The 22,544-nt window shown below is 61.2% G+C and carries 21 protein-coding genes and 1 tRNA gene; 7 read left to right on the top strand and 15 right to left on the bottom strand.

The window, feature by feature from the left end:
- Positions 1 to 3 precede the first annotated feature (3 nt).
- The 5 genes from ACR9WD_RS07985 to ACR9WD_RS07965 all read right to left on the bottom strand — a co-directional run bounded on the left by ACR9WD_RS07985 (position 4) and on the right by ACR9WD_RS07965 (position 5,478).
- Entirely contained in the window at positions 4 to 375 is a 372-nt protein-coding gene (locus tag ACR9WD_RS07985) for a TIR domain-containing protein (RefSeq protein ID WP_434923154.1), read from the bottom strand.
- Between the two features lie 177 nt (positions 376 to 552).
- Entirely contained in the window at positions 553 to 2,787 is a 2,235-nt protein-coding gene (locus ACR9WD_RS07980; RefSeq protein WP_434923153.1) for an AAA family ATPase, read from the bottom strand.
- A 157-nt stretch (positions 2,788 to 2,944) separates the two neighbouring features.
- Positions 2,945 to 3,862 (bottom strand): TrmH family RNA methyltransferase, encoded by a 918-nt coding sequence (locus ACR9WD_RS07975; protein ID WP_434923152.1) that lies wholly within the window; start codon positions 3,860 to 3,862, stop codon positions 2,945 to 2,947.
- Between the two features lie 4 nt (positions 3,863 to 3,866).
- On the bottom strand, positions 3,867 to 4,664 hold the full coding sequence (locus tag ACR9WD_RS07970; protein WP_432651890.1) for a sulfite exporter TauE/SafE family protein: 798 nt from the start codon (positions 4,662 to 4,664) through the stop codon (positions 3,867 to 3,869).
- A gap of 28 nt (positions 4,665 to 4,692) precedes the next feature.
- Positions 4,693 to 5,478 (bottom strand): ABC transporter ATP-binding protein, encoded by a 786-nt coding sequence (locus tag ACR9WD_RS07965; protein ID WP_434923151.1) that lies wholly within the window; start codon positions 5,476 to 5,478, stop codon positions 4,693 to 4,695.
- 189 nt (positions 5,479 to 5,667) lie between these two features.
- On the opposite strand from ACR9WD_RS07965, the gene serB reads away from it, so the two are divergent.
- Both serB and ACR9WD_RS07955 read left to right on the top strand, forming a co-directional pair.
- A complete protein-coding gene (gene serB / locus ACR9WD_RS07960) occupies positions 5,668 to 6,588 on the top strand; it encodes a phosphoserine phosphatase SerB (protein WP_434923150.1) in 921 nt (306 codons plus the stop codon).
- A 224-nt stretch (positions 6,589 to 6,812) separates the two neighbouring features.
- Positions 6,813 to 8,498, top strand: coding sequence for a VanW family protein (locus ACR9WD_RS07955; RefSeq protein ID WP_434923149.1), 1,686 nt, complete (start codon positions 6,813 to 6,815; stop codon positions 8,496 to 8,498).
- Positions 8,499 to 8,656: 158 nt separating this feature from the next.
- On the opposite strand, the gene ACR9WD_RS07950 is transcribed toward ACR9WD_RS07955, so the two are convergent.
- Positions 8,657 to 9,406: an SDR family oxidoreductase gene (locus tag ACR9WD_RS07950; RefSeq protein WP_038991001.1), complete on the bottom strand. Its 750-nt coding sequence runs from the start codon at positions 9,404 to 9,406 to the stop codon at positions 8,657 to 8,659.
- A gap of 34 nt (positions 9,407 to 9,440) precedes the next feature.
- Positions 9,441 to 10,199, bottom strand: a complete 759-nt coding sequence (locus tag ACR9WD_RS07945; RefSeq protein WP_174520595.1) for a beta-ketoacyl-ACP reductase — start codon at positions 10,197 to 10,199, stop codon at positions 9,441 to 9,443.
- Between the two features lie 179 nt (positions 10,200 to 10,378).
- On the opposite strand from ACR9WD_RS07945, the gene ACR9WD_RS07940 reads away from it, so the two are divergent.
- From ACR9WD_RS07940 to ACR9WD_RS07930, 3 genes are read left to right on the top strand one after another with little or no spacing between them, the layout of a single operon-like run.
- The gene (locus ACR9WD_RS07940) at positions 10,379 to 10,795 is read left to right on the top strand and encodes a DUF3099 domain-containing protein (RefSeq protein ID WP_157801634.1); all 417 of its coding nucleotides are present in this window, start codon (positions 10,379 to 10,381) and stop codon (positions 10,793 to 10,795) included.
- Entirely contained in the window at positions 10,795 to 11,040 is a 246-nt protein-coding gene (locus ACR9WD_RS07935; protein ID WP_038990998.1) for a hypothetical protein, read from the top strand. The genes ACR9WD_RS07940 and ACR9WD_RS07935 overlap by 1 nt, the downstream gene beginning before the upstream one ends.
- The gene (locus ACR9WD_RS07930; protein ID WP_141355441.1) at positions 11,041 to 11,949 is read left to right on the top strand and encodes an SURF1 family cytochrome oxidase biogenesis protein; all 909 of its coding nucleotides are present in this window, start codon (positions 11,041 to 11,043) and stop codon (positions 11,947 to 11,949) included. It abuts the gene before it with no gap.
- A gap of 75 nt (positions 11,950 to 12,024) precedes the next feature.
- Here ACR9WD_RS07930 and ACR9WD_RS07925 read toward each other — a convergent pair whose 3' ends face one another.
- From ACR9WD_RS07925 to mptB (ACR9WD_RS07895), 7 genes are all read right to left on the bottom strand, one after another.
- Positions 12,025 to 12,471 (bottom strand): hypothetical protein, encoded by a 447-nt coding sequence (locus ACR9WD_RS07925; RefSeq protein WP_434923148.1) that lies wholly within the window; start codon positions 12,469 to 12,471, stop codon positions 12,025 to 12,027.
- 69 nt (positions 12,472 to 12,540) lie between these two features.
- Positions 12,541 to 14,142, bottom strand: a complete 1,602-nt coding sequence (locus ACR9WD_RS07920; protein ID WP_038990995.1) for an ABC-F family ATP-binding cassette domain-containing protein — start codon at positions 14,140 to 14,142, stop codon at positions 12,541 to 12,543.
- A 150-nt stretch (positions 14,143 to 14,292) separates the two neighbouring features.
- Positions 14,293 to 15,396: a GTP pyrophosphokinase gene (locus tag ACR9WD_RS07915; protein WP_066138183.1), complete on the bottom strand. Its 1,104-nt coding sequence runs from the start codon at positions 15,394 to 15,396 to the stop codon at positions 14,293 to 14,295.
- An 82-nt stretch (positions 15,397 to 15,478) separates the two neighbouring features.
- Positions 15,479 to 16,249 (bottom strand): DUF2637 domain-containing protein, encoded by a 771-nt coding sequence (locus ACR9WD_RS07910; protein WP_052253742.1) that lies wholly within the window; start codon positions 16,247 to 16,249, stop codon positions 15,479 to 15,481.
- Between the two features lie 131 nt (positions 16,250 to 16,380).
- A complete protein-coding gene (locus ACR9WD_RS07905) occupies positions 16,381 to 17,484 on the bottom strand; it encodes a VanZ family protein (protein WP_434923147.1) in 1,104 nt (367 codons plus the stop codon).
- 57 nt (positions 17,485 to 17,541) lie between these two features.
- Positions 17,542 to 19,023 carry a polyprenol phosphomannose-dependent alpha 1,6 mannosyltransferase MptB gene (gene mptB / locus ACR9WD_RS07900; RefSeq protein ID WP_073706291.1) on the bottom strand — a complete coding sequence of 494 codons (1,482 nt, stop codon included), beginning with the start codon at positions 19,021 to 19,023 and terminating at the stop codon, positions 17,542 to 17,544.
- Positions 19,023 to 20,549, bottom strand: a complete 1,527-nt coding sequence (mptB, locus tag ACR9WD_RS07895) for a polyprenol phosphomannose-dependent alpha 1,6 mannosyltransferase MptB (protein ID WP_254590209.1) — start codon at positions 20,547 to 20,549, stop codon at positions 19,023 to 19,025. The genes mptB (ACR9WD_RS07900) and mptB (ACR9WD_RS07895) overlap by 1 nt, the downstream gene beginning before the upstream one ends.
- 212 nt (positions 20,550 to 20,761) lie before the next feature.
- On the opposite strand from mptB (ACR9WD_RS07895), the gene orn reads away from it, so the two are divergent.
- Positions 20,762 to 21,373: an oligoribonuclease gene (orn, locus tag ACR9WD_RS07890; protein ID WP_073706293.1), complete on the top strand. Its 612-nt coding sequence runs from the start codon at positions 20,762 to 20,764 to the stop codon at positions 21,371 to 21,373.
- A gap of 159 nt (positions 21,374 to 21,532) precedes the next feature.
- Positions 21,533 to 21,608: transfer RNA gene (locus ACR9WD_RS07885), tRNA-His, on the top strand.
- An 83-nt stretch (positions 21,609 to 21,691) separates the two neighbouring features.
- Here the strand turns inward: ACR9WD_RS07885 and ACR9WD_RS07880 are convergent.
- Positions 21,692 to 22,255, bottom strand: coding sequence for a DapH/DapD/GlmU-related protein (locus tag ACR9WD_RS07880; protein ID WP_434923146.1), 564 nt, complete (start codon positions 22,253 to 22,255; stop codon positions 21,692 to 21,694).
- Between the last annotated feature and the right edge of the window lie 289 nt (positions 22,256 to 22,544).

The raw sequence follows: 22,544 nt of genomic DNA, 5'->3' as shown, positions 1-22,544 counted from the left end.
ACCTCAGAGAGAGTCGATGAAACCGGAGATGTTCGCGTCGCTCCACACGACCGTGCGCACCCCGGCTAGGGAAGTACGGTCGTTCGAATAGGCCCATACGCCAAGGAGTGGCTTGCCCTCCTCCTTAGCGCACTGGATCTCCCACTTCTCTCCGGACGAAGTGAGCGAGTTCTTGCTCAGGAGAGCGATCACGCCATGGGAGCGACGGATGCGGGTGCGGACTTTGTCCTTCCAACCATAGTCATATGGTTGCTTCACCGACATGTCCGTGAACTCGTACGGTGAACGCGGACCCAAGGACTGGCCCTTGAGGAAATCTCTCTGCCGTTCGTCTTCGATTGCAAATGCAACGAATACGACTTTCTTCTCAGCCATGTCTGGCCCTCCTCATGCTTTCGAGCCGCGACACAGATTAGTTCGCATCTAAACTCACCATGATGCTACCGAAAGGCACCGACACTTACTTCCCAGCACAGTACGCCGATCATTCGAGAAGCGCGGCCTGCAAGTCAGTCATTCGGTGCGCCAACCATTGTTTTAGTTTCGAGGTACTCAAGTAATATATTTCTGAGCTTCGCCCATCATCATTTCGTAGTGGCCCATATGCGCTCCATCCGACGTCCGCTCGAAGATCCGTTCGAAGGCGTCGAGCCAGTGATCATTTTGAGATAACGGTTGAGCAAATACTTCTGCGTCCACGATAGTGTGTGAGCCACTGTGCGACCATGCGATGAGCGCATCATGCAGAGCCTTCTCGGTGGGGTTCAGGTCCCGGCCGATTTCGTACAGGTTACCCTGCCCGCCAAGGGTCGAGAAGTAACTTTCGAGAATTCTCCGCAGGACATTGGGGAGCCAAGGCATCGGAGAACCAGGGCGCGTTCGCGCTGTGGCGACCTCGTCCCATAGTTCCTGATATGCGGAGCGAATCGGATTCTTTTGGCTACAATCGTCGACCTCATTGGGCTCCGGCGAGAACTTTCTGATGCGATAGAACTTCACCGATGGCGACTCCTCGCCCTTGTGTTCGTAGCTCACCTCGCTATGAAAGCGAGTATTGTGAGTCAACAGCACGATTTGGGATACTCGCCTATGTTCCTCTTTTCGGACACTCCGAATGAGATCGCGCGTCAACGCCGATACCACGAACATGATGTCGCCATCCAGACTAGAGATCGGATCATCGATCACCGCGCAGATCTTTTCGCTCTCCCCGTCCTGCCTGACTTCAGAGAGCGAGTGGTAAAAGTACAGGAACGTGATGAAGGTTCGCTCACCCTCGCTGAGCGTGTCGACATTCGCGGGCTGCCCATCGTCACGTATGATGCGGTATCCGCCCTTCGTCCGCTGTGCTTTCTCCAGTTTGAAGCTGTGGAATTGGCTCAGCTTCAGCATGTCGTTGATTGTCTGGATCGTAGCTTCGCTTGATGTGGTTTGCGCCCTCAGGTCCCGCAACTCAATTTCGCATTCCTGCAGGAAGCCTTTCTGCGACTCGATACCACGCCTCAGGCCATCAATCTTCTTGACAGTCAATTTTTCGTCTTTGAAGTAGGCGTTGATGAGATCATCCAGATGACCGCGAACAAACTCTCGCCAAGCGGCCTCCAGGATGGCCGGACGCTGCCCCTTCCGGTCGCGGACAATGGCGTTCGCGTCCTCGATGGATTGATTGGCTCGATCGACCACAGCCTTGAGTGCGGCATAGGACTCGACAGAAGCGACAGTATGCACGACGTCTGACGGCTTCAGCATTTTTTGCTCTGTGGATGTGATAGTTCCTTTGAGACCTACCTCGATCGCCGCGAACGCACGATCCACCTCGGTAGGCTCGACACAGCCCTTCAACACCTCGAGATTGCGCTCCTTATAGATTGCAATGGTTTCGGCAGCCCGTCTGATGGAACGCTGGAATGCTTCAATCGCCTCGCGCTTGGCCTGATAAATGTCGTCGAAGATGTTCGCGAGTTGATCCGCAAGTCCTTCTGGTGCGATCTGTTGACAGAACGGGCAGAGCACTGGCTCGGACTCCTGCCGATGGAGGTGCTCCGCGCCCTGCTGCACCCAATCCGAGATGTCCAGGCGTTCAATCATTTCGGACAGGGCGACGTCCGCGCTTCCGACGATCGGGGACATCAAAGCCGCCTGTAGGGCCGCGTCATCCCACGGGATCTCAGGAGCTTGCGGTACAGGGTCCGCTTCGCTGGTAGCTTTGGAGAACGCCACCTCGGCCTTCGGGATCAAAACTTCGAACGAGTCGTCACCCCTTTCAGGGAATGCGCGCGCCTTTTGTAGCGTGAGCTCGAGGCACTGGGTCTTCCCGCCGTTGAGCCCGGTCATCTCGCGCCTGATCACTTCAGGTATGACGCTCCGACGGTCCCAGACGGCTGCCGCGAGTACTTCCCTTTTGCCCACAAGCGATGATTCAGCCTCGATAATGAGTCTCTCGCGATCCTCGATTCTCTCTTTGGTCTTTTCGAGGTGCTTTTCTAGCTCCTTGATCCTTTCGAAAGTCTCGCGGCTGTCCTCGCCGAGGAGAAAGACGCCCCGCTCTTCACCATCGGCGTTAGTGAAGGCTTTGCGAACGTACCCTCGGTTATATACCTTCACTGTTTGTGGCTCGAACGTCCATGCGATGTGCGAATCATCTACGTCTAATGTCGCAAGGCTCTGGCTGATCGTCGTCTTACCGGACCCGTTCGGCCCGAAAACGTAGTTCACTGGGGCGAGGTCACCCAACGCCGCTTCCCCGCTGAAACATGGATAACCAGAGAGAAGAATCTTCTTGATCAAAACATCCTCCTTGACGTTCTCGCGACCAGCGCAGCGGTCGTCCCTTCGGTTTCCTTCGTGCATTCGAACTCGGACCCGCAAGCGATTCGGTTAGCGCATATAGACGCATGCCCGCCCCTACCCGCCGGTAGGTCTTTGACTAAGTATGCACGCATGGTTACCTGGTCGCGTACAGGGCAACAGCCGCAGAGGTCGCCACATTCAGGGAGTCCACGCCGCCCATCATCGGAATAGTGACGCGTCGATCGACCAGCGCTTCAGTTTCAGCAGTCAGTCCGTAACCTTCGTTACCGAACACCAGCGCGAGGTTCTGGTGGTCCTCGGCAACCAGTTCGTCGAGCGTGATCGCTCCCTCCCCCAGCGTCATGCCAGCGACGACGTAGCCACCATCTTTGAGTTGATCGATGCCCTCCGGCCATGATTCGACTCGGACCCATGGAACCTGGAAGACCGCCCCCATGGAAACCCGGACGGCACGCCGGTACAGCGGATCCACACACTGGGGCGTAATCAACACAGCATCGACGCCGATGGCCGCTGCACTACGGAACGCCGCACCAAGATTAGTATGATCTTGAATGTTCTCAAACACGGCGATGCGCGAGCGTTTCGGCTCGGCGTGAGCCTCAGACACGCCGGATATTTTGGAACACCTGACATTCGTATGGTCTGCGATGTCTTCCAAGATGGCAATCCGGGAACTGGCCTCAAGCACTTCGTCCAGATCCAGCGGTTCGGGACGATTCATCGCGGCCATGGCGCCGCGGTGCAGATGGAAGCCGACCAAGTCCTGAAGCTGCCGGTCGTCCCCGATGAATATCGGCGCGTCCGGGAAGCGGTTGAATTCCTCGGCCAGCTGATCCAGATGCTTTTCAGCGAGCAGGAAGCTGCGTGGCACATGGCCTGCATTGATCGCACGCTGGACAACTTTGGTGCTCTCGGCGATGTAGAGGCCATTTTCCACATCGGTGCGCATGCGCAGATGCGCCTCCGAGAGCCTGAGGTACTCATCGAGACGGGGATCCTCCAGATCCGCCACCTGCAAGATGCGTTCAGGATTAAGAATTTCTGCCACGAAGCTACACCAGCTTGTAGAGCATGTTGCCCAAGGCAATCAGCCCCAGAATGACGATGACGGCGCGCAGCCATCCCGGCGAGAGCTTGCGTCCCACCTTGGCACCGATGAAACCGCCGATCAGCGAGCCGACAGCAATCAGCAGCACGATGAGCCAGTGGATGCGCTCGGGCGCGATGATCAGGTACATCGCGGCCGCCACAAGGTTCACGATCAAGGAAAGGATCACCTTGATGGCGTTGGACTGCTGCAGCGAAGCGTGCAGGAAAACACCGAATACGGCCATCAGCAGCACGCCCTGCGCCGCGGTGAAGTAGCCGCCGTAGACACCGATCAGGAACACGAGGATATACAGCACCAATGGAATCGGCGCGCGGTCGGCATCATCCGGGTCGGTGCCGCCGGAGGCGGCCTGGCGGGTCTTCGCCCACTTGGAAAGCCGAGGCTGGAAGATCACCAAGACTAGCGCGCACACGAGCAGCACCGGCGCTACGATGCCGAAGACCGACTCCGGCAAATTCAAGAGCAGCAATGACCCGATCAACCCGCCGACCAGCGATACCGGCACGAGCTTGAGCAGAGTTTTCTTGACGCTGGCAGCTTCCCGACGGTACCCCCAGGCACCAGAGAATCCGCCGGCGACCAGGCCCATGGCGTTGGATACAACGGCATTCACCGGTGCCGTGCCCAACGCCACGAGAATGGGGAAAGTGACCAAGGTGCCCGACCCGACGACGGTGTTGATAGTTCCGGCCCAGAGTCCTCCAAGAAAGATCAGGGCTTCACGCCAAAATTCGATCACGTGGTGCTTTCCCCTTTAGTTGTTGCTGTTAGCTGCGTGCGAAAGCCGAATAGCGTCCACCTTCACGGCGCAGGCTCAGCGGCACGCCGTAGGTTGCTTCCAGGTTTTCTTCGTTGAGCGTGGAGTCGATCTCGCCAGCGGCGACCACTTCGCCGTCACTCATCATCAAGATGTGGGTGAATCCCGCTGGCACCTCTTCAAGGTGGTGGGTCACCAGAACCAGTGCTGGAGCATCCTCGTCGGCTGCCAGTTCAGCCAGTTTGCCAACCAGGTCTTCGCGACCGGCAAGATCCAGGCCAGCTGCCGGCTCATCGAGGATCAGCAGCTCGGGATCGGTCATCAAGGCACGGGCGATCAGCACGCGCTTGCGTTCGCCTTCGGAAAGCTTGCCGAAAGGGTGGTTCATGAAGGTCGACATGCCCCAGTTGTGCAGCAGGTGGAAAGCACGGCGCTCATCGAGCTTCTCGTACTTCTCGCGCCAGCGGCCGGTCATGCCGTAGGCGGCAGTGAGCACCACGTTCAACGCGGTTTCGTTGGCTGGAATGGAGTTGGCAACCAGGGCCGAGCTCAGGCCGATCAGCGGACGCAGATCGAAGACCGAAACCTTGCCCAAGCGTTCACCAAGAATATCCGCGGTACCGCGGGTGGGGTGCAGCCGAGTAGCTGCGATGTTCATCAAGGTCGACTTGCCGGCGCCATTGGGGCCGATCACAATCCACCGCTGTCCTTCTTTGACTTCCCAGGACACGTCCTTGAGCAGTTCTTTTCGCCCGCGTACAACGCTGACATCTTTGAAAGTTAGCACTTCGCTCATGGTATTCAAGATTAGACTTTCCACCCCTGTTTCACTAATCGGAAATGCCGTGCAAGACTCAAAAATCGGCGGATTGACCTGCATCGCCTCCTGTTGCAATGCCAGTTCACGCCCATCGGACCGGTGCCTGCGCCCGGGGCCAACACGTCATGTTTGGTCGTAATCACCGGGGCAATGAAAAATGGTTGCATGGCTTCATCATTGGTTTTCGCATCCCGCCCATCCCTTTCACGCACCGACTTCGCCGCTGTCCTGCAGCGGGCAACGGGAGCCGGACTGATTCCGGACGCCGACGAAAGCCGGATCAAAACCAAGGATGAGCGTTTGGTTGCCAAATTCCGCATCGAGCAGGCCGATCACGCTCAGTTGCAGCAGGCTGCCAAGCAATTCGTCGATATCCTGGTCGCCGAGGGGGCACTGGATTATGCGGACTTGTGCGTAGCTGCGGTTCCTGCCGGGCTTACCGAGGCGCCACAGCTCCTGCTGCTGATGGATGTCGATTCCACCTTGATCAAGCAGGAAGTCATCGAATTGCTCGCCGCCCACGCTGGTCGGGAAGAAGAAGTGGCTGCGGTGACCGAGGCCGCGATGCGCGGCGAATTGGACTTCGCCCAATCCTTGATCCAGCGCGTAGCTACTTTGAAGGATCTGCCAGTTGATGTCCTCGCCGAGGTTGGCCAGCGCATTATCTTCTCCGACGGCGCCGAATCCCTGGTCAAGCGGTTCCATGCGGCCGGGCACAAGGTCGGCGTAGTTTCCGGCGGGTTCCAGCAGATTCTGGATCCGCTGGCCGCCCACCTCGGACTGGACCATGCGCTGGCCAACACCTTGGGGATCACCGGAGGAATTCTTGACGGTACCGTTCACGGCCAGATTGTCGACCGTGAAATGAAGGAAACAATGCTGCGCGCTTGGGCGCAGGAGCACCAGATCCCGATGGCTGCAACGATCGCCGCCGGAGATGGCGCCAACGACCTCGCCATGGTTGCCGCCGCAGGGTTGGGGGTTGCTTTCAACGCGAAGCCCGCCCTGCGCGACGAAGCGGACGTGCGTCTGGACTTCTCGCGCTTGGATGCCATCGCCGACCTGGTTCTCGATGATTTGGCTTAGTGGAATCCAACAACTGCATAACGATTATGCGCTCACGGGCTATTGATATCTGGATCGGTTGTTCCAGCAGTTAGTATTTCTATTGATGCGTGCAACGGCTTGAGGCATTAGCCTTGGCCGCGCGCCGAGCCCCCATCGCTTTCGAAAGAGCTACTAGACCAGTGCAGACCCCCTCCCCGGACAGTTCCTCATCTACGCCTACTCACTCTCAGCAAGACAAGAAAATGCAGAAGGGCAAGGCCAAGCCTTGGATCATTGCCGGTTCTTGCGTGGCAGCCGTAGCCGCAGCATATTTCGGCGGAGCAGCCTTTGTCAGCTCCCAGGTCCCGGCCAACGCCTCCATTGCGGGTGTGAATATCGGTTCCATGAATAAGGACCAGGCTCGCGCCGAGCTGGAACGCGAGGTTCTCCCCCTGGCTGAGAAGCCAGTGGATGTCACTGTCAACGGTGAAAAGTACACACTGGATCCTGCCAAGGCCGGTCTGGAACTGAACGTTGAAGACACCGTCAATGAACTGACATCCTACGAAATCAACCCGGTCAAGCTCTACGAACGCCTCACCGGCGAGTTCCACGTCACCCCGGCTGTCGACGTGGACGAGGACAAGCTGGCCGCGCAGCTCGATGCACTGGCCCAGAAGGCCAACGCCGAGGTTGCCGAAGGAACCGTTGAATTCGGCGATGGCACCTCCAAGCTGACCAAGCCCGTTGACGGCGTCGCGCTGAAGACCGAGGAAGCCGCCGACTTGATCAGCGACGACTGGGAAATTGCCGGCCCTGCGATCGCCCTGCCAGCCGATGTCATCAAGCCGCAGATTTCTGCCGACACCCTGCAGGCCTTCTACGACAAGGACGTCAAGGCGCTGCTGAAGGACGAAGTCACCCTGGCCTCGGGCAAGAAGAAAGCAACCATCTCGGTCGCATCCATTGCCGCGGCAGCCAGCTACGCGCCCAAGGACGGTGCTCCGGCGATCGCCTTGGACGACAAGAAGCTCTACAAGGCGGCAACGAAGAACTCCGATCTTTCCAGCACCGCCAAGGATGCGCAGATCGTCTTGAAGGACGGCAAGCCTTCGATCATCAAGTCCTCCAAGGGCATCTCGCTGGAGACCAAGGGCCTGGGTGCCAAGGTCTTGGCCGCGACGGCCGCCAAGAACCGTACTGCCGAAGTCGAGATGACCGAGAAGGAAGCGGACTTCACCACCGCAGATGCGAAGAAGCTTGGCATCAAGGAACCGATCGTCACCTTCTCCACCCCGTACCCTGCCTCAGACACCGTGCGCACCAAGAACCTGCGTGCCGGTTCGGCTCGCGTCAACGGGGACATCATCAAGCCGGGCGAACGCTTCTCGCTGCTCGAAGCCCTGGGCCCGATCACCGTGGCCAACGGCTACTACAGCTCCGGGGTTGTGGAAAGCGGCTTCAGTACCGAAGCCGTTGGCGGCGGGCTCTCGCAGATCTCCACCCAGATGTACAACGTCGGCTTCCTGGCCGGCTACGACGACATCACCCACAAGCCGCATTCGCGCTGGTTCGAACGCTACCCTGCAGGACGCGAAGCTACCCTGTGGGAAGGCCAGATCGACATGATCTGGGAGAACAACACCCCCTACGGCGTGATGATCCAGGCATGGGTTTCGGGCGACAAGGTCAATACCCGCCTGTGGTCCACCAAGTACTGGGATGTCTCGCAGAAGAGCTCGGGGAAGTACAACCTGACCAACCCGGAAACCAAGTACAACCCGGCCGAGAAGTGCGTCTCGGAATCCGGTGGCAAAAAGGGCTTCAGCATCGATATCACCCGTTACCGGGAGACCATCGACGGCTCCAAGAAGCTGCCGGCCGAAACCAAGAGCTGGACCTACAGCCCATGGCATAAGATCGTCTGCGGCGAAAAGCCGAAGGACTAGATCACCGATTAGATCCAGCCGAATCGCCGGGCACCTCCTTTATGAGAGGTACCCGGCGATTTTTCGTGCCGGCTGTTGCGTCCACGGCACGAAAAAGCTGGAGGCCGGAACCCTGAAACAGGGTCCCGGCCGCCAGCTGCTGCAGGTTGCTGCGGGGCCTACTTGCCCGACTGCGTCAGGAAGTCGCCTGCGCCGCCAACCAGCTCGGTGTGGCCGGTCTCGACGTCGGCGAAGACCATCTTGGCTACCTCGGCACCGAACTCCTCAACGGAGTACAGCTTGCCGGCAGCTTCGCGGCGGGCGTCGATGGCACCTGGCTCCATGCGGTTGAGCAGGGTTGCGGTGATCGTGCCTTCGATCATGTCGCCGGAAACCACCACGAAGGTGATGTTCTTCTCGGCGAGCTCCGGGATCATTTCACGCAATGCATCTTCGCCGGCACGCTTCGACTTCGCTACGGCGTCGTAGGCATCCATGGTGCTGACTTCGTTGATGAAGTGCGCCTGGTGGCTGGTCACGAAGACCACACGGCCGCCCTCGCTGAGCTTGGGCAGCGCAGCCTGGAGCATCGCGACCTGCGCGTCGCGGTTCAGGCGCAGCGCGTAGTTCTCGCCCATGGAGGTTTCCATGCCGCCCGAAGCGTTCAGCACGACGACGTCCAGCGAACCGAAATTCTCCACGGCGGCGTCGACCAGAGCCTGCGGGCCCTCGGCCGAGGTCAGGTCTGCGCCGACGGCCACTGCCTTGCCGCCCTTTTCCTCAATGGCGGCGACAATCTTGTTGGCGCGTGGGGCCTTGGCGCGGTAGTTGACCACGACGCCAATGCCCTGCTCGGCCAGCAGCTGAGCGGTGACTGCACCGATGCCGCGGGAGGAACCGGTAACAACGGCACCCTTGAATTCACTCATGGTGATACTCCTTTAGATCTCTTGCTTAAAACTTCTAGTGGCCCATGCCCAGGCCGCCGTCAACCGGGATTACGGCACCGGAGATGTACGCTGCTTCATCGCTGGCGATCCAGCGGACGACGTTGGCAACTTCCTCTGGTTCAGCAAAGCGGTTGGCCGGAATGCTTTCGAGGTATCCCTTCTGGGTTTCCTCTGGCAAGACGGCGGTCATCTCGGTGTTGATGAAACCCGGAGCCACGACGTTGGCGGTGATTCCGCGCGAACCCAGTTCGCGGGTCAGCGAGCGGGCGATGCCGACCAGACCGGACTTCGAGGCCGCGTAGTTGATCTGGCCTGGCGAACCGTAGAGGCCCACGACCGAGGAAATCAGCACGACGCGGCCGCGCTTGAGCCGGATCATGCCCTTGGATGCGCGCTTGATAACGCGGAAGGCGCCGGTGAGGTTGGTGTCGATGACCGATGTGAAGTCGTCTTCGCTCATGCGCAGCAGCAAGGTGTCCTTGGTGACTCCTGCATTGGCGACAAGAACTTCCACTGGACCGTGCGCAGCTTCAACTTCCTTGAAGGCTGCGTCGATGGACTCGCTGTCGGTGACATCTGCCTTGACACCCAGCAGTCCGGCGGGAACCTCGCCGCTGCGGTAGGTGATGGCCACCTTGTCGCCGTTGGCTTCGAATGCGCGTGCAATAGCAAGTCCGATTCCGCGGTTGCCGCCGGTCACGAGGACGCTGCGGCCAGTGGTTGGTTCCGTAGTCAATGTATTTCTCCGTTCATGCGCTTGCGTTCCTGGCATGGAAAACCCTCCATGGGCCAGTCGAAAGCGCACTTTGCCTAGTTAAGTAGCTACTCCGTGAACAATCCTATTAGTTACTCACCAGTTTTACCGCTTCGACAGCGCGTAGAAATTACCCTCTGGGTGATACAAGTGCGACAATGGGAGCAGATCCCGTATTGCAAAGCGAAGTCTTTTACATGTCCTCACAGCCAATGAACCACGGTTCCGGCCAACCCGAAGTTCACCGCATTACCGAAGCGCGCCAGTCGCATACCGCCGAGCGCGATACCCGTGTGCGCAAATACACGATTTCAATGACCGTGCGCCTGGTCTGCTTCGTTCTCGCCTTCTTTTTCGACGGCTGGCTTCGCTGGGTCCTGCTGGTTGGCGCGGTGGTCCTGCCCTACATCGCTGTGGTGATCGCCAATGGAGGTGCGGATCTGACCAAGCGTGAACCGCCAGCCGAGTTCTACAGGGCGCCCGATGCCCATCAACTCGACGCGCCGAAGGACACCGCACAGCAGCAGGAGCGGGAACCAGAGGTGATTGACGGCAACTTTGCCGATGACGAGGAACCAGTGCAACACCCGACAACTTCCCCCAAGGAGGACTAGTGGATCTGCTAGGTTCGCTAGGCGGCCTCCCCGCTGCCGCCGAAATCCAGTGCTCGCGAAAGGGCTGCCGGCAAGGCGCCGACTACCAGTTGCTGTGGAACAATCCGAAAATCCATACCCCGGACCGGCGCAAAATCTGGCTGGCCTGCGAAGAGCATCGCGACTGGCTCGAAAATTACCTCAAGGAACGGCTGCTCTACAAGGAAACGCTGCCAATGCAGGGCAACGAAGGAGAAGGCAAGTAGATGTATCGTTTTCTGGCGAGCACCCGCTGGGTCGGGTGGCTGATACTGGTCGCCATCTTCGCCTCCGCGTGCATTGCCTTGGGCAATTGGCAGAATGACCGCCGCGATGCCGTCCTGGAAGGCATCGAACGGGTCAACCGCAACTACTTCGCTGAGCCGGCGACCGGCAAGCAGGCTCTGGAGAACTTCCACAACCTCGACGAAGACAAGACCTGGATGACCGCCGAGCTGACCGGCGAATACGTCGCCGAGGACACCATGATCGTGCGCAACCGGATCAAGGCCGGCCGGCCCGGCTACGAGGTACTGGTGCCGTTCAAGACCAGCGAGGGCGAAACTGTCATCGTCGACCGCGGCTACCTGCCGATCGGCAACGAGGAAAGCGGCCACCCGGATTCGGTTCCGGCACCGCCAGAGGGCAAGGTAACCGTGGATGTGCGCTTGAAGCCATCGGAAATCCGCTTGGACCGCGGTGCCCCGGACGGCCAGTTGGCCTCCATCCAGCTCGAAGACTACGCCAAGCAGCTGGATTATGAGATCGCACAGGGCGCCTACGGCCTGATGTATGGAGAGGACCCGGCTCCGGCCGAGGCACCTCAGCAGCTGGATCCACCGGACATGGACGAAGGCCCTCACCTCTCCTACGAGATCCAGTGGTACATCTTCGGCGTGCTGGCCTTCGTCGGCTTCTGGTACGCGGCCCGGCAGCAGAAGAAGCTGAACGCCGAGGAAGCCGCAGAGCGGGCCGAAGCCGAGGCATTGGGTTTGGAAGAGCCGATGCACAAGGTGCGCAAGATCCGGGCGAAGCAGGAGAAGAAGTTCCGCCGCGACGGCACGCTGACCGACGAGGCCATCGAGGATGCAATGCTCGATGAGGCGGAGAATACGCCAGGGGGCACCGCGAAGTAGCAGTGCGCAGCAAACGCAGACCGCGCGGCACGTGGGCATAGTCCAGGTGCCGCGCGGTTTCGCGTTCCATGGCGTTTAGCTTGGCGTGGCTGGCGGGCTCCAGCGGATTCCGCCGTCGCTGCAGTTGGGGGCCTGCTGTTCTGCCCGGTCGTGGCAGGAGGCATCAATCAGGACGCGGTCCCCCACCGGCTCGCCAAGCTCAAGCGTGTACGGCACCGTCTCGTTGCCCTGGCAGTTCTGCGCCTCGCCTTCCAGCGGTTCAACTGCAATGCCGATAGCGATCTTGCCATCTTCAAGGTCCACATGTGTGGCGGTGACGTCCCCGGTCTTGCCTGAAGCGCAGGCAAGGCCCATCACGCCGAGTTCCAGGCTGGTGCTCGACGCATTCACTCCAGCCGGGTCGATCAGCGCCCATTGGGCGTTGACTTCGTCGGGCACCTGGACTGCGCAACCGGCCAGCGTACTGGCAAGCAGCGTTGCGGCGCCTGCGAGCACCGGCAATCTGCGTCTTAAAACACTCATGGCTTGGCACATCCCCTTCACGGTGGTGATCTGCCAAGCCTACGAGAGTTCTTTGGTGTTGGTAAGGATCTAGGTCAGCGAGACCAATTCCAGGTAGTCCTCGCTGAACAGGTCCTCGTCGCCATCGGGCAGGATGACCACGCGCTCGGGCTTCAGCGCCATGACCGCGCCTTCATCGTGGGACACCATGACCACGGCACCCGGGAAGGTGGACAGCGCGCCGAGCACCTCGGCGCGCGAGGCAGGGTCCAGGTTGTTGGTCGGCTCATCGAGCAGCAGCACGTTGGCGCTGGAGGCCACGATGGTGGCCAGGGCCAGACGGGTCTTCTCGCCGCCGGACAGCACACCGGCCGGCTTGGTGACGTCGTCGCCGACGAACAGGAAGGAGCCGAGGATGGAACGCACGTCAGCATCGTTCAGGTGCTCCGGCGCGTTGCGGCGCATGTTCTCCAGCACGCTGGCATTCGGATCCAGGGTGTCATGCTCCTGGGCGAAGTAGCCGATCTTCAGGCCGTGGCCCGGAACGATTTTCCCGGTATCCGGTTCGGAGACGCCGGCGAGCATGCGCAGCAGGGTGGTCTTGCCGGCACCGTTCAGGCCCAGGATGACCACCTTCGAGCCGCGGTCGATGGCCAGCGAGACGTCGTTGAAGATTTCCAGCGAGCCATAGGCCTTGGACAGGCCTTCGGCCATGAGCGGGGTCTTGCCGCAGGGGGCAGGATCCGGGAAGCGCAGGGCCGCGACCTTGTCGGAGGCGCGCTCTTCCTGCAATCCCGCGAGCATGCGGTCCACGCGCTTGAGCATGGATTGCGCGGCCGAGGCGCCGGAGGCGCGGGCCTTCATCCTGTTCGCCTGGGTCAAGAGGACCGAAGCCTTCTTCTCGATGTTGGCGCGCTCGCGCTTGCGGGCGCGCTCATCGGTTTCGCGCTGGACCTTGTAGCGCTTCCAGTTCATGTTGTAGACATCGACCACGCCGCGGTTCGCGTCGAGGTTCAGCACCTTGTTCACGGTGGCTTCCATCAGCCCGGTGTCGTGGCTGATCATCAGCACGCCGCCGGGGTAGTTCTTGATGAAGTCGCGCAGCCACATGATCGAGTCGACGTCCAGGTGGTTGGTGGGCTCGTCGAGCAGCAGCGTCTCGGCATCCGAGTAGAGGATGCGGGCTAATTCCACGCGGCGGCGCTGGCCGCCAGAGAGGGTGCGCAGCGGCTGGTCCAGGATCCGGTCGGGCAGATCCAGGTTGGCGCAGATGGCCGCGGCCTCGGATTCGGCGGCGTAGCCGCCGGCGGCGATGAATTCAGCTTCCAGGCGGTCGTACTGGCGCAGGGCCTTGGCGGAGACCGCAGGATCCTCGCTGGCCATGTCCTCGCGGTTCTGGGCCAGCTTGGTGACTACCACATCCAGGCCACGGGCGCCGAGGATGCGGTTGCGCGCGAGCTGCTCCATGTCAGGGGTCTTGGGATCCTGCGGCAGGTAGCCGATGGATCCCTTGTGCGTGACTTCGCCAGCAGTTGGCTGGGTCTCTCCAGCGAGGACCTTGGTCATCGTGGTCTTTCCGGCACCGTTACGACCCACCAGTCCGATCTTGTCGCCCTTGTCGATGCGGAAGTTCACTTCGTCCATCAGCAGGCGGGCGCCGACGCGTAGCTCAAGGTTGGCTACGGAAATCATATGGTGTGGCCCTTTCACGCGGGTAATAAAGCTGTGCGGCCCAGAAATTGGGCAACTTGACTAGTCTACCGGCCAACGGCTCCGCGGCTGGCCGAACGTGCACAAACTAACAGTTCCGGGGTTGAGCTGGTTAAAGAATTCGATGCCCGGTCAGTTCCTGGCGCCCAGCTGCGAGCGGTAGTCCATCATCTGGATCAGGCGGCGGCGCAACGAGGCTTCGCGGCGCAGGTCTCCCCCGCTGGTCTTCTCAATGTGGTCCTTGCCGAAGCGCCAGAGCAGCACGTCGTCCAGCAGCCGGTCCGGGCCCGGCGAATAGCGGTGGTCCAGCGCGGCACGCACGTCCGTGACCACATTCGCGTCCAGCAGCTGCGCCAGCTGCCAGGTTTGGCCGATGCCGTGGGCGCCGAGCAGCTCCGCGGCCCAGGACCAGTCGTCATCGCGCTTGCGGTCAACATGCGGCAGCAGCGTCTGCCAGATTTCGCCGATCTTCTCCCCGGTCAGCGGCTCCGATCCGGCGCCCTGCTGATCGTGGTAGCCGTTGAGCCGGTGGTACAGCTCGTCGATGTCGGTGAAGTAGTCCTCGACCGTCTCCAGCATCGCCGCGGTCGCGGTGAAGTGGCGGTCGATCTGCGGATTCCAGGCGGCTTCGCCGGGATGCTTGAAGCGGATGTCATGTTCCATTTCGGACCAGGCATGCTGCAGCACAGTGCGGATCTGCACCTCGAAGACGAAGTTGCCGCTGGCCACCACCGGCTTGCCGAGGGCTTCCTGGAATTTGCGCACGACCGGCTCGCTGCGGGTCTTGAGCAGCAGGTGGCGCGAGGAGTAGCCGTAGGTTCCGGACTCCACCGAGCCGATGTCCTTCTCGCGGTCGCTGCGGCAGTCGAAGGAGTCGCGGTGCGACTTGATCAGGCTGGCTACCTGCTGGATCTCATGGGGCAGCATCACTATGATGCGGATGCCGACCATGTCGTGGATTTCGCGCAGCGGGTTGGGGAATTCGAGCACCGGGGCGGTCTCGGAATTCTCCTGCAGGCGGCGCGATGCCTTGGCCGCAAAGGATTGCGGCGATTTCACCCGGCCGGTGATGAACAGCGGCTGCACCTCGGAATTGGCGAAGAGCCGGCGGATCTTCGCCTTCATGGCAGACATGACGGTATTCAGTTCGCCGGTCACCGACTTGTACTGCTCAACGGCGGCCGCAATCTGCTCGGAGAACTCGTCGTGCCCCTGGCCCTGCGCCGGATCCATCATTGATGCCTCCTGGATGCTTCAGCTTCTGTTGAAATGCTGTCCTTCAGTTCGTGTTCACGCGCCAACCGGGTGCGGCTGGGTCCTATGGACGGGACAGGCGCTTGGCCATGTCGTCGAACAATGGAGCCTTGTCCTCGCCGTTCTTCTGCGCGGCGGCCTTGGTCTCCTTGGCTGGCTGCGCATTCTGCTTGATCGGGGTGACCTTCGAGTCCGATCGGCCTGCGGCGATGCCTTCGGCGCGGGCCCGGGCCAGCGCGTCCTGGTGCTCCTGCTCCAGGGCGGCCAGGCGTTCTTCCTCGGCGGTCTTGGTGTCGGCCAAGGCCGCGTTGTAGCCATCGTCATAGGCCACGCCGTACTTCTCGGCGTTTTCCTTTTCCTCGTCGTACTCCAGTTCGGCACGCAGCTTCGCGGCTTCGGACTTCTTCTGGTACATGTGCACGGTCAGGTGGGTGATGGCCAGCAGGACGATTGGCGGCATGGCGGCGACCAGCGCGGACACCAGCGGCGGCACGCCGTTCTCGATGGAGTCCACGGTCAGGATTGCATGGGTGGAGTTCGCCGCGGTGGAAACAATCGCGCCGAAGAACAGCAGCGACCACGGGTAGATCATGGCCTTGCGGTTGAAGCCGTTCAGGGCCACGATGGCCACGGTGGCGGCAACGATCATGCCGTCGATGATGATTGGCCAGATCCATGCCAGGCGCGGGCTGATGCCCGAGCGTTCTGCCAGGTCGGTCAACGCCGCGAATGAGAGCACGAATGCACCGACGGCAATGAGGACCGTCGCGCCTACGGCCGTGCCTAGGACGGCGCGGTGCGGTTCGGCCGGGACCTCTGGTTTGTTATCTTCCATGCTGCTGAGCAGACCTATCTTTTGAGATTAACGGTATGTCTTCAAACGCGAGTTGTGCTGGACCGCGCCGAAAGGCGCAGACCACCGCGTTCCATTTTAGCTTGCGCCCGGCATTGCCGGGGTGCCATGGGTCAAAGTGCGCGGCGGTCGATGAATCCGGTTCCGCTGATTTTTCCGGCCAGCCCCCGGTGATCTGCGTCGAAGATGAAGTAGAAGGCGCTGATCGCGATATAGATCACAGCAAGCATGTTCAGCAGCGGGTAGACGCTGATCTCGTCCATGCTGGTGGAAATCTGGAAAAGGAAGTTGATCCCGCCAAACCCGAGCAGGCTGCGCAGCAACGCCCTGCCTGCCGGGGACGGCCCGCCCTGCTTGCTGGCGACCATCAGCCAGGCGCAGCGCTGGCCGAGGGTGGCCCGCCCCGGGGCCAGGCTCGGCAGCCAGAAGACGAAGAAGACCACGATCAGCGGCAGCCAGAAGTTCATCCACTGTTTGCCGAATTCCATGCCGCCCAGTCGCTCCAGGAGTTCCAGCGCGGCGCTGATGACGAACAGCGCACCGGAGGTGAAGCCCGCATCGAAGACGTTGGCCAGTGCCCGGCGTGCCCGGGTGACCGGCCGCACCGGCGCCTGGGCGGCGTCGGCTTCTACGGGGCCCGAGAGGAAACGGAACATCGGCAGGTAGGCGATGACCGCGCCGAGCAGCGCGCCGGCGGTGTTGGTGATCAGGTCATCGACATCGGCCACGCGGTAGGCGCAGGTGTACAGCCCCCAGATGCCGGTGTATTGGGTCAGCTCGATGGCCAGCGAGGCGGCGAAGCCCAGCAGCACCCCGGTGATGATGTTGCCGCGCAGCCAGCGCACGGCCAAGATCCCCAGTGGCATGAACAGGATGATGTTGAACAGCACCTGCCACAGCGTGAAGCTGGTTGCGAATCCGCTGAGCCCGCGTTCCACGATAACCAGCTTGAAGTCGTCGAAGAACCGTCCTGGAACCAGCTGCGGGATGGCCACGCCCGGCCGGCAGAATTCGTCGCGCGAGGAGGGCAGCGGGAGCATGGTGTAGCTGAACAGCCCGAAGCCGTAGATCGCCGCGGTGGCTGTCGTTATGGTGCGGCGCCAGGACAGCCGTCCGTGGCGGCGGTATTGCACGGCCAGCAGGAAGATGCCGGCGGAGGCCAGGAAGAAGGCGCCGCCGAGGATCGCGATAGTCGCTGGCCAGAACATCGTTTGCATATTTCCATCTAAGCGGAATAATCCGTGAGGAAGCTGAGCTGCGGACTGTGAGCTTGGCTATGCTTCCGGCCCGCGCAGCACCCGCTTGGTGGCGGCATCGGCGGTGAAGAGCGCGGCGAACAGGCCCAGGACCACCACGCCGGCCAGCGACTTCATCAGCCAAGCCGAATGCCACTGCTCGATGGAAAGCTGGTCGACGAAGACCGCCACCAGGATGATGCTCGATGCGTGGATCATCAGCTTTTCCGATCCCCAGGCAACCCTGTGCGAAATGGCGAACAGCGCAATCAGCCACAGGATGTACCAGGGCTGGATGATCGGAGCGAGCAGCACCACCGCGGAAAGCGCCCAGGCCGCCAGGCGCACCGGACTGGAGGCGTCCTTGGCCAGCGCCAAGCGCGCGACGATCACCAGGGACAGCAGCTGGAAGATGGCCACCACGATGGTATTCACCAGCGAAATATCGGCACCGAACAGGCCTGCGAGGTTGCTCACCGACCAGCCAATCAGTCCGACCGGAGCATACGGGAACGCCGCGTCTCCCGCGGTGAACATGGCAGGCAGCCAGCCGAACCAGAGGTTGGTGACGGCGCCGATCAGCAGCAGCCAGGTCAGAGACATGGCCGCGACCTTGACCCAGATCTTCCAGCGTGCGCGCATCGTGCGGGTGCGGCCAAGCAGCACCAGTCCGATGAATGGCAGCACCAGCAGCACGATGGGCTTGACCGATACGGCGATGGCCAGGGCCATGGTGGCCGCCATCGGGCGGCGGTCATAGGCGTAGGCGAAGGCGCTGAAGACGCCGGCAATCATCAGCGCGTCGTTGTGGACTCCGCCGATCATGGTCAGCAGGAACAGCGGATTGCCCACGATCGCCCAGTTGGCCCAGTTGGGGCTCTGCCCCATTTTCGCTGCCAGCTTCGCGGTGTAGTGGTAGCAGCCCCAGACGCCGAGCACGGCGATGATGCGCAGCAGGCCCACGCCGACTTCGGGGATGCCGTTCGAGACGAAGTAGATGATGCGCGAGAGCACCAGGAAGAACGGCCCGTAGGGCGAGGGCGACTGCGCCCAGAGGCCGTCGGATCCCCCGTCGAACCAGCCGGGCAGCGCGGAGATGCCTTCGGCGTACGGGGACTTGTCGGCGTGCAGCATCCGGCCCTGCGCCAGATAGGAGTAGACATCGCGGCTGAGGATCGGGAAGCTGAGCATCAGCGGGGCGGACCACATGGCCAGCAGGCGGCTCAGTTCTTTCCGGGAGATCTCGCCTGCGCTCTGCACCCATGGCCGGGCGAGAATCCAGGTCCGGGTCAGCCAGACGATGCCCACGGCCATCAGCACGATGCAGATGATGACCCCCGGCGCATCGGTGCGGAACTCGATGAAGAAGCCGGTGCGGGCCAGCGGGGAAAGCTGGTTGCGCGGGAACCAGCCGATTCCCCAGGAGGCAACGGTGATCAGCGCCGAGGCGATGAACCCTTGCCAGGACAATGACCGCAGGCTTGCGCGTTGCGGTTCCAGCTTTCGCTCCTGCACTGCCACTAGGCCTTCTTGAGTTTCTTGAGCCAGTTCGTCGAGCTGAGCAGATCGGCGCAGATGTTCTTGGTCTTCGGATCGAAGAAGACCAGGTACACGGCGCAGGCAATCGAGATGCCCCAGGAAATCAGCTGGACGCGCGGAACCAGCGACTCCTGCAGGAACTGCCAGACGAAGATCTGGTCAGCGGCCTGGTAGGCGAGGAAGAAGATGGTGGTCAGGTGCAGCCACAGCATCTGCCAGTCGTCGCGCAGCCCGGTGACGGCGAAGAACGGCAGCAGCCACAGCAGGTACCACGGCTGGATCACCGGGGAGAGCACGACAATCGCGGTGAACGCAATGGCCATGCGCTGCACCAGGTGCGAATACTTGCCGCGGAACATCAGCACGAAGGCGATCACCACGCCGATCAAGCGTCCAGCGGTCTTGACCACATCGAGCACGCCGCCGGGATCCAGGCCGAAGGAATGGAAGATGTTCTGGATGCCCACGGTCGCCAGGCCCAGCGGAGCGTAGATCGAGAATCCGGCGCCGGTGTAGTTGAGCATGACCGAGAGCCAGCCGAACCAGTAGCCGTTGAGCCAGCCCACCAGGGTCATCAGCGCGAGGAACAGCATGCCGGTGTAGAACCAGTACAGGATGCGGCGCGGCCATCTGGCGTCCGGGCCTGCCCAGAGCAGGCCGATGAACGGCAGCAGCACCAGGGTGATCGGCTTGACGCCAACCGAGGCGGCGAGCACGACCACCGCCCAGAATCCGTGGCGCTTGCAGGCCAGGTAGACGGCCCATACGGCCAGGCCGGTCATCAGCGAGTCGTTATGCGCGCTGGCCACGAAGTTGACGAGGAACAGCGGGTTGGCCACGGTCATCCAGGTGGCCTTGGCTCCGGACACCGCGTGCAGTTCGGCCAGCTTCGGCACGAAGTGCAGGCACAGCAGCACGCCGATGAACGCGATGGCGCGGAAAGCCAGGATGGCCACGTCGGTGGAGCCGCCGACAATGTTGACCACAAGCCATTCGATGCTCAGGTACAGCGGGCCGTAGGGTGTTCCGTCCTGGGCCCACATCGTGTCGGTTCCCAGCTGGAACCAGTTGTTCAGCGAGGAAATGCCGTCAACGTAGGGATCCTGCCCGGCGTCGACCAAACGGCCCTGGCCGATGTAGGCGAACACGTCGCGGCTCATGATCGGCAGGGTGACGAGCATCGGGATGCTCCACAGCCAGACGGCGCGGCGGACCACCTTCAGCGACCCTTCGCCCCAGCCCTTGAGCTTCTGTCCCAGCCGCCACCACGAGCGGAAGAGCAGCCAGCAGCCCAGGGCCAGCAGGATCACGCACGCAATCACGCCGGCCGGTTCGGTGCGCAGCATGATGAAGAACGGGTCGCGGTTCAGCGGGGAGACGCTGGCCAGCCAGCCGGTGCCGAAGGATCCGAAGAGGATCAGGGAGGAACCGATGACGCCGCTGAGAAGGGTCCTGTTCACTCCAGCGTAGGGCGGGGAGCTCACTGCGGCTGGGTTGCTGGCTGACACGTTGGCACCTCGGGCTGTAACGGACATGAGTTCGAGAGTAATTAGGCCAGCGTCGCCTGCGCTTTGCCCTTGCGGGCGTGGCACGTCAACAGCCGGAAATCTCAGACGATTTTAGCATTCACCATGCCTTCGGTCCGGTTGGGACACTGTTCTTCCGCGCCGTTAAGAGGGTGCGCTCCCCCACAGCGTTCGCTGAAGTGTAGATTGGTTGCGTGGCTAGTAATTCAGAAAAAATTGTATGGATCGATTGCGAGATGACCGGATTGGATCTGGTTAATGACGCATTGATCGAAGTAGCGGTGCTCATTACCGACTCGGATCTGGAGATCGTCGATGAGGGCATCCAGGTTGTCATCAAGCCCGAGCCGGCGGCTCTGGCGCAGATGGATGACTTCGTGCGCAATATGCATGTGGCCAGCGGCCTGCTGCCCGAGCTGGAGAACGGCATTTCCATGGCCGAAGCCCAGCGCCTGGTGGTCGACTACATCAAGAAGCACGTTCCGGAGCCGAAGAAGGCGCTGCTCGGCGGCAACTCGGTGGGAACCGACAAGAACTTCTTGGCCCGCGATATGCCCGAGGTCATCGAGCACCTGCACTACCGCATTATCGATGTGTCGACCCTGAAGGAACTGAGCCGCCGCTGGTTCCCGAAGGCCCACTATGGCGCTCCGGCCAAGACCGGCAACCACCGGGCGCTGGGCGACATCCAGGACTCGATCAATGAGCTTCGCTACTACCGCCAAGCCATCATGGTTCCGGCTCCAGGCCCAACCTCCGACGAGGCCCGGAAGATCGCCACGGGGATCAGCCAGAGCGCCGGCTAGCTGCCAGGGATGAGCCCCTGGGGCATGGGTGATGCACTGCACAGTGGCCCAGGGGCTTTCCGATTGGCGTCCAAGCGGAAAATACGTGTATAGTATTTCTCGTTGCCCGATACGGAATCGATTCGCAAAAGCGTTCTGACTAGTATCGAAGCGAATATGGTGGGTATAGCTCAGTCGGTAGAGCGTCTGGTTGTGGTCCAGAAGGTCGCGGGTTCAAACCCCGTTACTCACCCCAGCAGTAAAGGCTCGATTCGGAATGGAAATTCCGAGTCGAGTCTTTTGCTTTCCCCGCACGCCAGATTGCACCGCCGCGCAGAATCAGACCGTGCGCACCACCCTGGCTGGCGATCCGACCACCACTGCACCAGCAGGAACATCCTTGGTTACCACCGAGGCAGCAGCAACCACAGCATTGTCGCCGATCGTCACGCCGGAAAGTATCGTCGCATTCGCGCCAACCCAGACATTGCGCCCAATGCTCACCGGGGCCGGAAGCATGTCAGCTCGACGGGCAGGATCGAGATCATGGTTGAGCGTAGCCACGACGACGTTATGGCCGACCAAGCACTCGTCCCCGATGCTGATGCCGCCCTGGTCCTGGAACTTGCACCCGGCATTGATGAAGACGCGCTTGCCCAGTTTGATATTGCGTCCAAAGTCCGAGTTGAACGGCGGGAACAACACCACCGAATCGTCAACATGCCTGCCGGTCAATTGCCGGAGGAGCTCGTGCACTTCATGTGGACTGCGGTAGCCGCTATTCAATTCCGCGCAGATGCGCAACGCGTCCTGGCTCGCGCTATGCATGAGAGCATGCAGCTCAGAACCGGCGGCAATTCGCTGGCCGGAATCCAGCACTTCCAAAAGATCATCAACGTCCACGACTCCCCCATCAGCGATTCGTGCCGTTAGGTCGAACTAGAGCGGCTTTCGTCCATCCTCATGGAGCCAGGTTATCCGCCTCACTTGCCATACCACTGTGGCACCAGGCGCCGCAGGCAAGGGCAACAGCATGGCACTGAACATCACCCGTTATGCCAGATCAGCAGCGCACGACAGGTTCCCAATCACGAATCATGAGCATCGCGTCACAATCCCATTGGCAGCACTGGGCGAATTGGTATTTCTGGCTCGAATGCGTGTATAGTAATTTTCGTTGCCCGGTACGAAA

This window comes from Glutamicibacter sp. PAEs-4 (assembly GCF_051161755.1).
Lineage (GTDB): Bacteria > Actinomycetota > Actinomycetes > Actinomycetales > Micrococcaceae > Glutamicibacter > Glutamicibacter nicotianae.
The sequence above is the reverse complement of the archived record's forward strand: the minus strand, read 5'-3'. Positions and strand labels throughout refer to the sequence as shown.

Excerpts from the sequence above, each read along its gene's own strand:
- ACR9WD_RS07925 (WP_434923148.1), bottom strand. The coding sequence starts at position 12,471 with ATGAGTGTTTTAAGACGCAGATTGCCGGTGCTCGCAGGCGCCGCAACG.
- ACR9WD_RS07910 (WP_052253742.1), bottom strand. The coding sequence starts at position 16,249 with ATGGAAGATAACAAACCAGAGGTCCCGGCCGAACCGCACCGCGCCGTC.
- ACR9WD_RS07985 (WP_434923154.1), bottom strand. The coding sequence starts at position 375 with ATGGCTGAGAAGAAAGTCGTATTCGTTGCATTTGCAATCGAAGACGAA.
- ACR9WD_RS07905 (WP_434923147.1), bottom strand. The coding sequence starts at position 17,484 with ATGCAAACGATGTTCTGGCCAGCGACTATCGCGATCCTCGGCGGCGCC.
- ACR9WD_RS07920 (WP_038990995.1), bottom strand. The coding sequence starts at position 14,142 with ATGATTTCCGTAGCCAACCTTGAGCTACGCGTCGGCGCCCGCCTGCTG.
- ACR9WD_RS07945 (WP_174520595.1), bottom strand. The coding sequence starts at position 10,199 with ATGCCAGGAACGCAAGCGCATGAACGGAGAAATACATTGACTACGGAA.
- ACR9WD_RS07965 (WP_434923151.1), bottom strand. The coding sequence starts at position 5,478 with ATGAGCGAAGTGCTAACTTTCAAAGATGTCAGCGTTGTACGCGGGCGA.
- serB (WP_434923150.1), top strand. The coding sequence starts at position 5,668 with ATGGCTTCATCATTGGTTTTCGCATCCCGCCCATCCCTTTCACGCACC.
- ACR9WD_RS07955 (WP_434923149.1), top strand. The coding sequence starts at position 6,813 with ATGCAGAAGGGCAAGGCCAAGCCTTGGATCATTGCCGGTTCTTGCGTG.
- ACR9WD_RS07930 (WP_141355441.1), top strand. The coding sequence starts at position 11,041 with ATGTATCGTTTTCTGGCGAGCACCCGCTGGGTCGGGTGGCTGATACTG.
- ACR9WD_RS07940 (WP_157801634.1), top strand. The coding sequence starts at position 10,379 with ATGTCCTCACAGCCAATGAACCACGGTTCCGGCCAACCCGAAGTTCAC.
- ACR9WD_RS07915 (WP_066138183.1), bottom strand. The coding sequence starts at position 15,396 with ATGATGGATCCGGCGCAGGGCCAGGGGCACGACGAGTTCTCCGAGCAG.
- ACR9WD_RS07950 (WP_038991001.1), bottom strand. The coding sequence starts at position 9,406 with ATGAGTGAATTCAAGGGTGCCGTTGTTACCGGTTCCTCCCGCGGCATC.